This is a genomic window from Arachnia propionica (assembly GCF_037055325.1).
Taxonomy (GTDB): Bacteria; Actinomycetota; Actinomycetes; order Propionibacteriales; family Propionibacteriaceae; genus Arachnia.
Genome location: NZ_CP146373.1, coordinates 3,293,437 through 3,307,556, shown reverse-complemented (window position 1 = coordinate 3,307,556; position 14,120 = coordinate 3,293,437). Strand labels below are relative to the sequence as shown.

Below are 14,120 nucleotides of genomic sequence, written 5' to 3'. Positions count from 1 at the left end.
GAGCAACTCCTTCCTGACAAGGCGTTCCACACAGGGTGGAGTGGTATTCCACAGGGTTGTCCACAACAGGGTATAACTTCCCCCACCCTGGACGGCGGCCGCCGAGGACTGTGGATAAGCCAGCCGCGTGGAACACGAAACTAGTCCCCCAGGAAGCCATCCGCAACATGAAAATGCCCGTGTTCAAGGACTACAACCATGTAATTCACGGGCCCCAGATGTCGGGGACCGCGGTTTGTGGAAATCTGCTGCGACGCGTATCGTTGGAAGGCCGCTGCCCACGGGAGCGGAATTTTCCCGAGTCGAAGATCACCTACGGAGTCATCGCATGAGCAAGCGCACTTTCCAGCCGAGCAATCGTCGCCGCAGCCGTACGCACGGCTTCCGTTCCCGCATGCGCACCCGCGCTGGTCGCGCCATCCTGAGCGCGCGTCGCCGCAAGGGTCGCGCGGAACTGTCAGCCTGATCCCGGTAGTGCTGCCCCGATCCCGTCGGTTGCGTCGTTCCCGTGATTTCACTGCGACGTTTCGGCGGGGTGCGCGTGCCGGTACCCCGAGTGTCGTGGTCCACGTGGCCGTGAGTGATCGGAATCCACCCGAGGAGACTCGGGTGGGTTTTGTTGTGTCGAAGGCAATCGGAAACGCCGTGGCCCGCAACCGGGTGAAGCGTCGTCTGCGACATCTTGTCGCCGGCCTCCCGAGCCCATGTGCCGCCGACGTCGTGGTGCGAGCCCTACCGCCGTCTTTCTCCGAACCCGAGAGACTGATAGGTGATCTGGAATCGGCCTGGCGACGAGCTTTCGCGAGGGCGACGTGCTGAAGTACCCGATGCTCTGGTTCATCCGGGCCTGGCGTAGGTTCATCTCCCCGTTGTACGGGGAGGTCTGCAAATTTCATCCCAGCTGTTCCGCCTACGGGGAGCGTGCTGTCGGGTTCCACGGTGGAATCAAGGGAGGTTTCCTAACCGTGAAACGGATCGTGCGCTGTCACCCGTGGTCAGCAGGTGGGGTCGACTATGTTCCTGGGACTCCCGAAGCCGCAGAATGGGCAGAGGAAGTCCGACGAGACGAGGCCCGGTCATTGTCCGGGCAGAAGGTGTCCTAGATGATCGACCTCTTGGTGCCGCTGTCCATCTGGGACAGCTTCTACGGATTGCTCTCCGCGATGATGCAGCCCCTGTACTGGGCCATCTCGGGACTCATGGTGTTGTTCCACGGTGTCTGGTCCCCACTGTTCGGGGCCGACTCCGGTGTGTCATGGACCCTGGCGATCGTCACCCTCACCTTGGTGGTGCGGACCTTGATGATTCCGCTGTTCGTCAAGCAGATCAACTCTTCTCGTGCCCTGCAGATGCTGCAACCCAAGATCCAGGAGTTGCAGAAGAAGCACGGCTCGGACCGGGAACGGGTCGCCCGCGAAATGCAGAAACTCTATGCGGAAGAGGGGGTCAATCCGATGGCCTCCTGCTTCCCGATGTTGCTGCAGATGCCTGTTTTCTGGGCTCTGTTCCGAGTTCTTCAGGGTGTAGCCGACAACCAGATCCGGGGCTACTGGTTCCAGACCAGTCCGGATCTCGTCGCTTCGCTGCAGGGAGCCGACCTCTTTGGGGCGAGGCTTGCGGGTCGCATCTTCCCGCTCGACCCGTTCGGCGCCACCCAAATCTTGGGAATCGTGATGATCGCGGTTCTGGTGATCACCTTGTTCCTGACCCAGCTCCAGCTGATGCGCAAGAACATGCCACCGGAGGCATTGAGTGGTCCCATGGCGCAGAGCCAGAAGGTGATGCTCTACATCTTCCCGATCATGTATGCGGCTTCCTCGGCGGTGCTTCCGCTTGGTGTGCTGGTCTATTGGAGTGCCAGCAACGTCTGGACCATGGCGCAGCAGGGACTGTTGATCCGTAACAACCCGGCTCCCAACACTCCCGCCTATGTTGACTGGGAGGAGCGGATGCGTGCCCAGGGCAAAGACCCGAAAGCCATCATGGAGGCGCGCAATGCGAAGCGACGCAGGAACAAGCCAGCAGTTGTGGCGACGGCAGTTCAGCAGCCTGTTGACGAAAATGGGCGACGTCGTGTTGTACGGCAGCAGGTGAACCGGACAACTTCGAGAACTGAGAATTCCGGCGGAGCGAACACGCAGGGTGGAGTTCGCCGCCAGCCCCGCAACACCACGCGATCCGCCCGCAAGAAGAAGTGAATCGGTCCCACCCGATCGGAGTGACATGAGTGAGAAAACCGACAACGAAACCCTGCTGTCCGAGGGTGACCTGGTCGCTGACTATCTCGAGGAGCTGCTGGATATCGCAGACCTCGACGGCGACATCGAGAACTCCGTCAGCAATGGCCGAGCCCATGTCGTCATCGACACCGAGGATGATCGCCTCGTCGGCAAGGACGGCGAGGTACTCGATGCCCTGCAGGAACTTTCCCGGTTGGTGGTCATGACCGAGACGGGACACCGTTCCCGATTGACCCTCGACATCGCCGGTTTCCGGGAGAAGCGTCGCCTCGAGCTGGTGGCACTGGCGAAGGACGCCATCGCGGAGGTGGTGGAGAGCGGGGAACCCGTGCGATTGGCCCCGATGAATGCCTATGAACGCAAGGTCATTCACGATGAGGTCGCGGGGGCCGGACTCACCAGCGAGTCGGAGGGCGAACCACCATTGCGTCGTGTGGTGGTCTCCACGTCTTGAGGGTTTCCTGATGACCCGGTCAGACACAACGGCGTCGGGAACGCGGAATGTTAACCATTCGTGAAACCCCTGTGTGAGGGAGGAACTCCATGCCGAGTGCGGAGCCGGAAGGAGAGGACGTGACCGAAGAAGCAACGAGAAGCATTCTCAGGACGTATTATTCGGAGCGGTTCGATGCTCTGGAGTCCTACGCCACGATTCTTCGAACCCGTGGCATCGAATGGGGCTTGCTCGGACCGCGGGAGGCGGACAAAATCTGGGGCAGGCACATCTCGAATTCCTTGGCGCTGATGGATGTGGTGGGGCAGGGAGTGGACGTAGCGGACATCGGTTCGGGTGCCGGACTACCCGGAATCCCGTTGGCGCTGTGCCGAGACGACCTTCGGATAACCCTCCTGGAGCCCCTTCTGCGGCGTTACAATTTTTTGCTGCTTGCAGTTGAGGAACTCAACCTGGGTGAGCGAGTGCAGGTGCAGCGACTGCGCGCCGAGGACTGCGATGACACCTTTGACGTGGTTACCTGTAGGGCGGTGGCTTCGTTGGAGAAGCTTCTGAAATGGACCACTCCCATGTTCTTTCCAGATGGTGAGTTGCTGGCGCTGAAAGGGGCAGGTGCGGAGAGTGAGATCGAGACGGCGCGTAAACGCCTGAACGATTACCACATGACTGCCCAACTTCTTCACGTTCATGCTGCTCCGGGAATCGAGGGGACGCGTGTGATTCGGGTGAGTGCGAACTAGAGGGATTGTTCACGCCTGGCGAACAATGACAGAGCCGGTACACCAATAAGAAGGGGAGATGTTGTGGAGCCTTCTTCCTGGCATCGATAACGACGTTTCATGTGTGGCACTCCTGAAGCCATGATCCGGCCATGCAATTTGCTGAGATGTGTGTCGATCATGAATGCGCCGCACAGCATTTCGGTGCGAGCCACATCGTTCCGGAGCGGGGTTGGAGACAGCCTTCCACATCTCGCAGTGCGCCACCTTCTCGGATCAACATGACTGAGAGGTGTCGTCGCGGGCTACGCGTCGGCTAATAGAACCCCTAGTCAGAGTGGAATTGCCCCGATCGGGACACGAATCATTTTCCCTATTGAGTGCTTTATCGACAAAGCGTTCAAGCTGTATGCTGTCTTGAAGTTGCGGAGTCATTCTTGGTTGGAAAAGACTCGGAGACGTGAAATGGGTTGTGTGCTTCTTGATGTTGCTCGGAGTAACACGAGTTCGACCACTGTGCACTATCTGTAGTTTGATCAACAAAATAGTGAGACTGAAACCGCTGGATTTCAGATGATGAGTGCTAGCTTGTCAGGAGTCGGAGATTTCTTGTGCTTCGTGCGCTAACCAGAGAAGTGTGTGACTCTGGAGACGTGGGAGTGGTCTCGAAGAAAACCCTAAATGCTCAGAATGTTCTCCGCGGCCGTTTAGAAAGGAAAATCTCATCATGACTGAACCGGTTGAGTTTGTCGATGCAGCTCAAGAAGAATGGGTTGAGGAAGTAGCGATTTCAGATCAACCCACTTCCACCACGGTGAGGTCGGAGATCATCACTGTTGCCCTTCGGCTTGGCGTCGTCATGTTGGAGGCGGGATATGACACGCGTGCTGCGATCAATGCTATGACGGGGTGCGCACGAGCACTTGGAATGGCTGATCTATCCGTGACGGCAGTGGGGCGAACGATGATGGCTTCTCATGTGTCGGAGCGGGGAGTGCCAATCGCGATGACGCGGGCCGCCGCCACCATCGATTCCTTCGACCTGTACCGTATGGGCCGACTCCACCAGGTTTTGAATGAGATGTTGCGCGAAGACGTCGATGTGAAACGCGCTTCCAATCTCATGGATCAGCTAGAACGAGAGCCATCACCATGGCCTTGGTGGATTGTTGTGCTCGGGGGAATGATGCTCGCGGCGTCGATCACTCTGCAGACCGGCGGCAGCCTGATAGCTGCTGCTTTGGCCAGTGGTTGTCTGCTGCTTGTCAACCGATTCGGCGCCCTGCTGGAGCACATTGACCTTCCGAAAGCGTTCTCCGTCTCAGGACAAGCGGCTCTGACGGTATTGCTGGGGGTCCTGCTGAGTGTTTGTGGGGTAGCGACGATATCGTCCTCTGCAACGATTATCGCTACGGGGCTGGTGCTCTTGCTTCCAATCCCTCAGATCGTCCAAGCTGCTCAGGATGCCATCAACACCTACTACGTCACCGCGGCGGCACGGCTGACGGCAGTCCTGGTGATTGTCTCGATGACGACTCTCGGTGGGGCGTTGGCACTCAGTCAAATCGGAGGGGTACATACCGCGGGGGCGAGTTCTACTGCTCGCCCGGGATCCCTTGAACTGTGGCTCGTGATTGTTGCATGCATGGTTGGTGCTCTGGGAAATGCGCTCTTCATGCGAGGTGGTCCCAGGCTGCTGCTTCCTGCGGCTGGGGTAGGAGCGTTGACGGGGATCATCAACGCTGTTCTTCAGCGTCACGCTTCGTTAGATCCGACGTTGGCAGTGGGGATAGCAGCTTTGGCACTTGGTGTGGTCTCGGGTTTGTCGTCTGGCTATCTGCGCATTCCGAGCAGCGAGCTGTGTATCGTCGGGATAGCGGGAGCGTTGTTGCCTGGACTCGACGTCTACTGGATCATCATCTCCGAGCTCTTCAGGTTCCCCGGAGTAGGGGAGGCATTCCTCCGGGCTCTTGTCGCAGTTCTCATCATCGGACCGTCAGTGGTGCTTGGAATGTGGTTGGTTGGGCGCATCCAGTCCAATGGAAAGGAATGACCGCCCTGCGTTTCACGTGAAACGCTCTTGTCGACGAATGTTTTCGGCTGTGAGTCCGTACCGGTTCCCGTTCGCTATGCGGTCACCGCTTTCCTCCAACGGGTGGTGACCTCCTGCGGGATGCGAGAGGGGCGCTACGGCGATAGGCCAGGAAATAACGAATGCTTTCATGTGATCGGGAGGTAACTGGCACAAAGAGGTGCTGATACCGGAGTGATCATGGTTTCGGGATTCACCATGTTTGTGTGGCGGATTCGAACCGCATCGCCATCACAACAAAGATTCATAATGCTAAGTCTTTATAGCTGTATATAGCTATATTAGCATTCTCATTCTCGACTGGGTCGTTAATCTCGTAGCACGTGGTGTTGAACCGAGCAGGGGCGATGAACTTGGAACGTGCGAGTAGAAGCCGATTACGGGGATCAGATCTCAGATGTCGCCATCGGCCATGGATTGGGGATCCTGCCCTGTGGCGCCACCACGCGAGTCCTCCGTGGGAGTGAGAGGCGGTAGTCATTGCTGCATCTCGTTCACGATGTCCTTCGTATCGCGTGGCGATGGGGGTTTCCTGGTATGTGCACATCGGATGGTGTGGGAAGTGACTGGTTAGGGAGAGGGTTTGGATTCAGTTGAAGTGAAGGATGCGGTGGTTCATCTGCGTGCATGTTTCTACAATGTGTTTTCGGGCGCGTGGTGACGTTTCACGTGAAACGTCACCAAGCCCCCGAGTCTCGACGTGATCTGAGAATGTGTCATCTTCTCGTCGTCGTATTGGGTCAGCACATGTGCTGACCCTGGCGACCTTCGGGAGCACTCATGAGAGTGCCGTAGTTCCTTGCCTGACGGATTTTCTGGCAGGATGTGCTCTTGTACCGCAGAAGATACTTCGACCTTTGCTCCGAGAGAGTAATCAGATGGGGATGCCCTCGGTACGTCATGACCAACTATCCGGCATCGCGTCATGAAATCTGCGTGACTGAAGGTGTTGGCATGGATCACCTGCGACGGGGCCACGCTTGTTCGGTGAGTGGTCGGGAATGGATGTGTTCTGCCTGCGTGCGATGCCAGCCAAGCCCTTTTAACGGGAAAGATTCAAATCAATATATCGCTATAAGGTCTTATATCCCTCCATGCGGCCCGATCAACGACAGCAGCTAGGTTAGGACGAGATAGCGGATGGCTTCGCCGGGCTTCGATGCTCGGAAGAGCGACATCGCTCGATGGGGCGGGGCCTGCGTCGCGGTGACAGTGGTCCTGCTGGCTGAGGTGAGAATCTGTGGGTGCACCGTGCGCGTAGATACATTCTCCGGTCGATCTGACGAGGACGTACAGAGATTCAGGACTGAGCAGAGGGATAAATTGGCCGGCGTAACGTCATGAGACCTGTCTGATCGAGCAGATTTGAGTACCGACTGGACATGTGCGTTTCACGTGAAACGCACATGCCCAGCTTCTCCGGGAAAGCTGGTCTCGCGGCGATGCCTGCAATGTTGGCTGATGAGCTTCCATGCGGGGTGTCTTCTCTGTAGGAATAGTTGATCTGGAAGGCGTGTTCCCACTAGCCAACCCTGCTAATCGAGACGTGGAGGGAGAGAGGCAGTTTCGGTGCAGATTCACTCCTGCGACACATCTGGTTGGTCAAGAAGGCAATATCATCGATACCTCTGTTCAGGTGTCGTGCGATTGAATGGGACGACCCCGCCGCAGCATTATCGGCATGCGCCAGCCCAGTCGTTCACATGATCGTTGTCTGCGCCGCCTGAGCTCCCTGGGGCGCCTGACTGCCATCCCTGTCATTCGTTCGGATTCGTGCAATGCGTTTCACGTGAAACGCCGCGAGGTTTCAGCTCGTGTCATGGACTCAGGCTAAAGTTGATGACCGTCAAAGGAGGACTCAATGGCCCTGTTCTTTCGCAAGCGCAAGCGTACTCCGAAACATGACGTGGACGTCGAGCCGTGGAAGGATCACGAGAACGTTTCACGTGAAACGGCCATACAGACTCCTACCGGGCCGCGCCGCGCGTTCTTTGACCGTGCTGACGACGATTGGGTGGCCGATGATGAATACGGTACCGAGTGCGACGAAGATACCCGGGTCCCGACCTTGCCACGCCCGGAGAGTCCCCGCATTTTTGTGGTGGCGAACCAGAAGGGCGGCGTTGGAAAAACTACCTCTACCGTCAATGTTGCTACCGCGCTCGCCTTCGGCGGACTCAATGTTCTTGTGGTCGACATTGATCCACAGGGCAATGCCTCCACCGCCCTCGGTATAGATCACGATCCCGGGACCCCAGGAACCTACGAGGTGTTGCTCCGCGGAGAGCGTATTCAGGATCTCGCCAAACAATCGCCTCACAGTCCGAACCTGCATGTCTTGCCCGCCACTGTCGACCTCTCGACGGCAGAGCTGGAGCTTGTGAACGAACCTGGACGTGAATCCAAGATGAAGAAGGCGCTGACTGCCTACACTGAGGAGTCCGGGGTCGATTACGTGTTCTTTGACTGTCCCCCTTCTCTTGGGTTGCTCACCCTCAACGCCCTCGTCGCTTCCAATGAGATCATGGTGCCGATCCAGTGCGAGTACTACGCGCTCGAGGGAGTCTCCCAGCTGATGCGCACCATTCAGCGGGTCAAGGGTAACTTGAACGATCGCTTGCAGCTGACGACGGTGCTACTGACAATGTTCGACAATCGCACCAACCTCTCCCATGAGGTTGCTGGCGAAGTGCGTGCCCATTTCGGGAAGGAAACCCTGGATGTGGAGATCCCGCGTTCGGTGCGAATTGCCGAGGCGCCTTCCTATGGGCAGAGTGTCCTCACCTACTACCCCAAATCACCTGGTGCGGTGGCCTACCTCAAGGCAGCCGAGGAGATCGCCCGCGCTGCCATGAATGAGGAAGGAATCGCCTGATGGCCAGAGGAAAACAACACGTGGGTCTTGGGAAAGGCCTCGGAGACCTCTTCGCACGGACGGACGAGGATACTTCCGGTGACGCAAGTACTCCGTCCGACCGGCTTCGCGACGGGTCTTATTTCGTCGAGCTGCCGTTGGACCAGATCGTCCCCAACCCTCGGCAGCCACGCCACGTCTTCGATGAAGACGACCTGAGTGAGCTAGCTGCATCCATTGGCGAGTTCGGCGTGCTGCAACCCGTCGTTGTACGTGAAGCCGGTCCTAAGCACTTCGAGCTGATCATGGGTGAGCGCCGGTTCCGCGCTTCCAAGATGGCGGGAAAGGAAACGATTCCGGCCATCGTCCGTGGGACCGATGACGACGCGCTTCTCCGCGATGCGCTCCTGGAGAACCTGCACCGGGCCAACCTCAACCCCCTGGAGGAAGCCCTCGCCTATCAGCAGCTCCTGGGAGACTTCAACTGCACCAAGGAAGAACTCTCCCAGAGGATTCACCGCAGTCGTCCACAGATCTCGAACACGCTGCGGCTGCTGAACCTCCCCTCCACAGTGCAGACGAAAGTGGCGGCCGGTGTCCTCTCCGCTGGTCATGCACGCGCGCTGCTGGGGCTGACCAACCAGCGATCGCAGGAACTGCTCGCCGAGCGGATAGTCGCGGAGGGTCTTTCAGTTCGCAGTACTGAGGAGATCATCCGGCTCGGGGACGCACCCACTGAGGAAGAACCTACCCCCCGCGTCCGTCGGCTTCCATCGGAACGTGAAGCCGCCGTTGCAGCGCTTCTCTCCGATCACTTCGACACCCGGGTGAAGGTCGCCATCGGTAAGAACAAGGGCAAGATCACCATCGAGTTTGCCTCTACCGACGATCTCGACCGGATCATGGCCGTCATTGACGGTCGTACCGTCGAGCCTTGAGACGAAGCTTTATAACGCTCTACCGTTTGATCGATAAGTAGATAAATGGCCTGCGATGGTTGACGCTCGGGCTTCTGACAAGGGATTTTGTACTGGAAGCATAATGAGAAGCTCTTTTCCGTGTCTGGGATAAAGAGCCTCGGGCGTCGGGTGGCGGTTTCACTCGGGTCGCTCGTTCCTCGCTCTCCGGCTCAACCGGCTTTGGGGCGGGGAGCCGTGTCAGTGGCCGCGGCGGCGGGCCTGCTCCACGAGGGCGGAGAACACCTCCCCCATGCCGAGGCCTGCGGCGTCCAAGGCGAGGGGCGTCAGCGAGGTGTTCGTCAGACCGGGTGCTACGTTGCTCTCCAGAAACACCGGGACGCCGTCGCGCACGATCATGTCGATGCGGGAGAGGTCGCGGTGGCCGAGCACCTGGTGGGTGCGGACCGCCAAGTCCCCGGCTGCCTCGAGCACGTCGTCGGGCAGTTCACCGGGAGTGAGAAAACGGGTGGCCCCTGCGGTGTAACGGGACTCGTAGTCGTAGACCCCCGAGGCGGGTCTGATCTCGACGGGTGGCAGCGCGCGCGGGCCGGTGTCGTCCTCGATGACGGTCACGGACAGCTCCGTGCCCTCGACGAACTCTTCCACTACAGCGTCCTTCCCGTAGGCGAAGGCTCCGACGAGGGCAGCCGGCAGATCATCCGCCGAATTTACCTTTGTCGCTCCGAGTGCCGAACCCGATCTGGCGGGCTTGACCATGAGCGGGAAACCGATCCGCTCCCCGAGCGCCGACATCAATGCTTGGGCGCCCAGCTCTCGGAAGACGTCGTCGGGCAGTGCGACCTGCTGTGGGGTCGCCAGGCCGGCGTCCCCTACCAGCCGCGTGGCCACCGACTTGTCGAAGGTGCGCCGGGAACTGGCGCCGTCGCTGCCAACGAAGGGCACCCCCAACGTCCACAGCACCTCCCGAAGCGCACCGTCCTCACCCAGCCCGCCATGCAGCACCGGGATGACGACAGAGTCCTCATCCCCGAGCAGCCGGGGAATCAGGTCGGCGTTGACGTCGGTCTCGGCCACCGTGTGGCCCTTCTTCCGGAGCGCCTCGGCCAGGCGCTTCCCGGAACGCAGGGAGACCTCCCGTTCGTGGCTCAGGCCACCGGCGATCACGAACACGGTCATGGCATCAGTCCTTCACTCGGGTCAATCGGGGTGCGGTCAGTTCAGATTCGGTCCCGGTCCCTTGGCCGGGTTGGCGTGCGACGGGGTGTGCATGCCGAAGGTTCGCAGCATCTCCAGCTCGCCCTTCACCACTTGGGCGAAGCGCTCCACTCCCGTCACGATCCGGTCCGGCGGCGGGAAACAGTAGGACAGCCGCACATTGCGGGAACCCTGCCCGTCGGCGAAGAACGCGGGGCCCGGTACGAATGCCACGCGGGCGCCGACCCCGCGCGGCAGCATCGCCGACGCGTCCAATCCCTCGGGCAGCGTCACCCAGACGAAGAACCCACCTGCGGGCCGGGTCCATGAGCAGCCTTCGGGCATTTCCCGCTTCAAGGTGGCGAGCATGGCGTCACGGCGGGAACGGTACATGTTACGGAAGCTCTCGATCTGGCCGCGCCAATCGCAGTTCTCCAGATAATTGCTGATCGCGAACTGGGAGAACACCGGCGGGCACAGCGTCGCCGACTCCTGGGCCAGCACCAGACGTTCCTTGACCCCATGCGGGGCGCAGACCCAGCCGACGCGGAACCCCGGTGCGAAGGTCTTGGAGAAAGATCCCAGGTAGACCACGTTCGCCTTGAGGGAACGCATCGCCGGAAATGGGTCAGAATCGAGGGCTAGCAGTCCGTAGGGGTTGTCCTCCACCACCAATACCCCTGCCGCGGCACAGCTCTCGATGACCCGGTGGCGCCGCTCCAGGGACTGCGTCACCCCCGACGGATTGTTGAAGTTCGGGATCGTGTATAGGAACTTGACTCTCCTACCCTGCTTCTTCAACCGTTCGGCGGTCTCGGTCACCGCCTCGGGGATTAGCCCCTCGGAGTCGCAGGCAATGTGCACTACCTCGGTCTGATAGCTCTGAAAGGTACCGAGCGCTCCCACATAGGACGGCGACTCGGCCAGGATCACGTCCCCCGGGTCGCAGAAGATGCGGGTGACGAGGTCCAGGCCCTGCTGGGAACCCGCAGTGATGACGACGTCATCGGGATCCGCGACGCTGCCCTCCTCCGCCATCAGCTCGCAGATCTGCTCACGGATGCGTGGCTCTCCCTGCCCGGATCCGTACTGCATGACCTGCGTGCCGTGATCGCGGATCATCCGGGTGATGTGGTCACCGATCTCGTCTAGGGGTAGGTCCTTGATGTTTGGCATCCCGCCCGCCAGCGACACGATCTCAGGCCGGTTGGCCACTGCGAAAAGCGCCCGGACCGCGGATACCTTCAGGCCCTGGGTACGGACGGCATAGTGTTCGACGAGTGGGTCCAAGCGGGTGTCGTATCGAGTGACCTTCATTGGGTACACGTTATCCGGAGGATGACGAGATCGGATGAGTGGGCGCAACATCCGAGATGATTTGGAGCGCTCCACATAAGTTTCCGAAACTGTCTCATGCGGGTCACGACCGCGAAAACCATTACTCACTACTGGTTCTTCACCACGTTGTAGACGGATTCGATCAGGTTCGCCAAGGTCTCGTTATCCTGATCGCTGAACCCCATGACCACGATGACCGTTTTATCGATGACCCGGGCGCACACCGGCTTCTGTGCTTGCTCGAAGGTTCCGCATGAGGCGTCGTGCACCGAGGTGACACCGGTGATGCCGGAATCGGAAAGATAGGTCTCCAGCTCCGGTGCTGGACGCTGCAGCAACAGCGCAAACTTAGAGCTTCCATCGGAGTAGTTGGATCGCAGGACCGTTCCCCCACCGCTGGGCGCCGCTGACTCCTTCACCCCGTCGTGTGCGAAATTCGCGATCTGCGACGGAAGCTTGAGATCCCAGGCGGGCGATGCCTCTGCGTTGGGTTTTCCGATCCCGCTGAGGGATATGCCCACCCAGATCGCGACCACGAGCAACACCACAATCGCGACGACCCCCATGACCTTCACAAACCCGGGGATGGGTGGGATGTGGTTCCGTGGGGTTTCGGCATCGATTTCGTCCTTCGACGGGACGTTGCGCCACTCACCGGGATCCTTGTTGGGTGTTTCTGGTGAAACGGCTGAACGACGCGCAATCGGTTCAGTGATTTTCTTGAAAACCGTGGTGTGGTCGGGGCTTTCGGGGCTGACAGCGCTTCGACGCGGGCCGGTGAACCTGGGAGGAGTCGGAACGCTCTCCGCAGTTCGCCGGGGCGCAGGAAACTGCGGTTCCAGGGGGGAGTCGGGACTGCTCGCGCTACGGCGAGGCATGCCCTCGCCGTGACGCGGGAAACGGCCAGTCATCAGATGAGCTCGTCGACGACCTTTTTGAGTGCGTTCTTGGACTTGCCTCCGGACAGGGTTTTCTCCACCCGCCCGGATTTGTAGAACTCCAGGGTGGGGATGCTGAGGATCCCCTTCTCGGCGGCAAAAGCCACTTCGGCATTGATGTCGAGTTTCACGAATTTCACTCGGCCCTCGTAGTCGCGGGCGAGCTCCTCGATGATGGGGGCCATCTGTTTGCATGGTCCACACCATGTGGCCCAGTAGTCCACCACCACCGGTATCGGTGAAAGCAGCACCTCGTCGGCGAAGGTCGCCTCGGTCACATCGACAACGGCCATGTCACACTCCTTGTTCTTAGGGGCGAGTCTACGTTCACGCTTCGTTTGCGGCCAGCCAGCGTTCCGCGTCGAGGGCGGCCCGGCATCCGGAACCGGCAGCCGTGATGGCCTGGCGGTAGGTGTGGTCCACCAGATCACCACAGGCGAACACACCGGGAAGGTTCGTGGCCTGGGAGCCTGCGACGACTTTCACATAGCCCGCCTCATCGAGCTCCACCTGCCCCGTGACCAGCGTGCTGCGCGGGTCGTGGCCGATGGCGACGAACACCCCGGAGACCTCCAGTCGGCGGTGTTCCCCCGTCACGGTGTCGCGCAGGGTGACGGATTCCACGCGTGCATCCCCATTGATGGATTCCACCACCGAGTTCCACGCGAAATCCAGCTTCGGGTCCTTCTCCGCCCTGGCGACCATGGCCTTCGATGCGCGCAGCTCGTCGCGTCGATGCACGAGGGTGACGCGGGAGGCGAAACGGGTCAGGAAGGTGGCCTCCTCCACCGCGGAATCCCCGCCGCCGATCACGGCGATGGGCTTGTCGCGGAAGAAGGCGCCGTCGCAGGTGGCGCACCAGGAGACGCCGCGGCCCGAGAGCTGTTCCTCTCCCTCGACGCCCAGCTTGCGGTACCCGGAGCCCATGGCCAGGATCACCGCTTTCGCCTCCCAGACCTTGCCGGCGGAGTCGGTGACTTTCTTGATCTTTCCGGTCAGGTCGACGGCCTCGACGTCGTCGCTGATCAGCTGCGCCCCGAATTTCTCCGCCTGGGAGCGCATCTGGCCCATCAGGTCGGGGCCCATCACGCCGTCGGGAAAACCGGGGAAGTTCTCCACCTCGGTGGTGTTCATCAGTGCGCCGCCGCTGTCGAGGGCGCCCTCGAACACGACGGGGTTCAGTGCGGCGCGGGCCGCGTAGATGGCCGCGGTGTATCCGGCTGGGCCGGAGCCGATGATGATGAGCTCATGAACGGTCATGGTTCCCCTCGGGTCGTCGTGGTGCCGGTCCAGTGTAGATGGGTGTCAAGGTGTGGGCGGCACATCATGAATACTTCTAGTGCGGTTTCGCGACGAAGTTCTAGTATTGGT

At 60.1% G+C, this 14,120-nt stretch carries 14 protein-coding genes; 9 read left to right on the top strand and 5 right to left on the bottom strand.

All coding sequences use genetic code 11. From position 1 onward, the window contains the following. The first annotated feature begins 328 nt into the window (after nt 1-328). The 9 genes from rpmH to V7R84_RS15310 all read left to right on the top strand — a co-directional run bounded on the left by rpmH (nt 329) and on the right by V7R84_RS15310 (nt 9,297). On the top strand, nt 329-466 hold the full coding sequence (gene rpmH, locus V7R84_RS15350; RefSeq protein ID WP_130875511.1) for a 50S ribosomal protein L34: 138 nt from the start codon (nt 329-331) through the stop codon (nt 464-466). Nucleotides 467-474: 8 nt separating this feature from the next. After that, on the top strand, nt 475-819 hold the full coding sequence (gene rnpA / locus V7R84_RS15345; RefSeq protein ID WP_338570721.1) for a ribonuclease P protein component: 345 nt from the start codon (nt 475-477) through the stop codon (nt 817-819). Nucleotides 820-827: 8 nt separating this feature from the next. After that, the gene (gene yidD, locus V7R84_RS15340; RefSeq protein WP_338570720.1) at nt 828-1,103 is read left to right on the top strand and encodes a membrane protein insertion efficiency factor YidD; all 276 of its coding nucleotides are present in this window, start codon (nt 828-830) and stop codon (nt 1,101-1,103) included. Beyond that, the gene (gene yidC, locus V7R84_RS15335; protein ID WP_338570718.1) at nt 1,104-2,198 is read left to right on the top strand and encodes a membrane protein insertase YidC; all 1,095 of its coding nucleotides are present in this window, start codon (nt 1,104-1,106) and stop codon (nt 2,196-2,198) included. It abuts the gene before it with no gap. Between the two features lie 25 nt (nt 2,199-2,223). Then, nucleotides 2,224-2,694, top strand: coding sequence for a protein jag (locus tag V7R84_RS15330; RefSeq protein ID WP_338570716.1), 471 nt, complete (start codon nt 2,224-2,226; stop codon nt 2,692-2,694). Between the two features lie 119 nt (nt 2,695-2,813). Next, nucleotides 2,814-3,434 (top strand): 16S rRNA (guanine(527)-N(7))-methyltransferase RsmG, encoded by a 621-nt coding sequence (rsmG, locus tag V7R84_RS15325; RefSeq protein ID WP_338570713.1) that lies wholly within the window; start codon nt 2,814-2,816, stop codon nt 3,432-3,434. A gap of 706 nt (nt 3,435-4,140) precedes the next feature. After that, nucleotides 4,141-5,466, top strand: a complete 1,326-nt coding sequence (locus V7R84_RS15320; protein ID WP_338570711.1) for a threonine/serine ThrE exporter family protein — start codon at nt 4,141-4,143, stop codon at nt 5,464-5,466. A 1,900-nt stretch (nt 5,467-7,366) separates the two neighbouring features. Next, the gene (locus V7R84_RS15315) at nt 7,367-8,380 is read left to right on the top strand and encodes a ParA family protein (protein ID WP_338570709.1); all 1,014 of its coding nucleotides are present in this window, start codon (nt 7,367-7,369) and stop codon (nt 8,378-8,380) included. Further along, on the top strand, nt 8,380-9,297 hold the full coding sequence (locus V7R84_RS15310; protein WP_338570707.1) for a ParB/RepB/Spo0J family partition protein: 918 nt from the start codon (nt 8,380-8,382) through the stop codon (nt 9,295-9,297). Before V7R84_RS15315 ends, V7R84_RS15310 begins: the two co-directional genes overlap by 1 nt. A gap of 219 nt (nt 9,298-9,516) precedes the next feature. Here V7R84_RS15310 and V7R84_RS15305 read toward each other — a convergent pair whose 3' ends face one another. From V7R84_RS15305 to trxB, 5 genes are all read right to left on the bottom strand, one after another. After that, nucleotides 9,517-10,455: a D-alanine--D-alanine ligase gene (locus tag V7R84_RS15305; RefSeq protein WP_338570706.1), complete on the bottom strand. Its 939-nt coding sequence runs from the start codon at nt 10,453-10,455 to the stop codon at nt 9,517-9,519. A 36-nt stretch (nt 10,456-10,491) separates the two neighbouring features. Further along, entirely contained in the window at nt 10,492-11,790 is a 1,299-nt protein-coding gene (locus V7R84_RS15300; protein WP_338570703.1) for a PLP-dependent aminotransferase family protein, read from the bottom strand. A gap of 128 nt (nt 11,791-11,918) precedes the next feature. Next, nucleotides 11,919-12,722 carry a hypothetical protein gene (locus V7R84_RS15295; RefSeq protein WP_338570700.1) on the bottom strand — a complete coding sequence of 268 codons (804 nt, stop codon included), beginning with the start codon at nt 12,720-12,722 and terminating at the stop codon, nt 11,919-11,921. Then, the gene (trxA, locus tag V7R84_RS15290) at nt 12,722-13,042 is read right to left on the bottom strand and encodes a thioredoxin (protein WP_338570697.1); all 321 of its coding nucleotides are present in this window, start codon (nt 13,040-13,042) and stop codon (nt 12,722-12,724) included. Before trxA ends, V7R84_RS15295 begins: the two co-directional genes overlap by 1 nt. Nucleotides 13,043-13,076: 34 nt before the next feature. Next, nucleotides 13,077-14,009: a thioredoxin-disulfide reductase gene (trxB, locus tag V7R84_RS15285; protein WP_338570696.1), complete on the bottom strand. Its 933-nt coding sequence runs from the start codon at nt 14,007-14,009 to the stop codon at nt 13,077-13,079. Between the last annotated feature and the right edge of the window lie 111 nt (nt 14,010-14,120).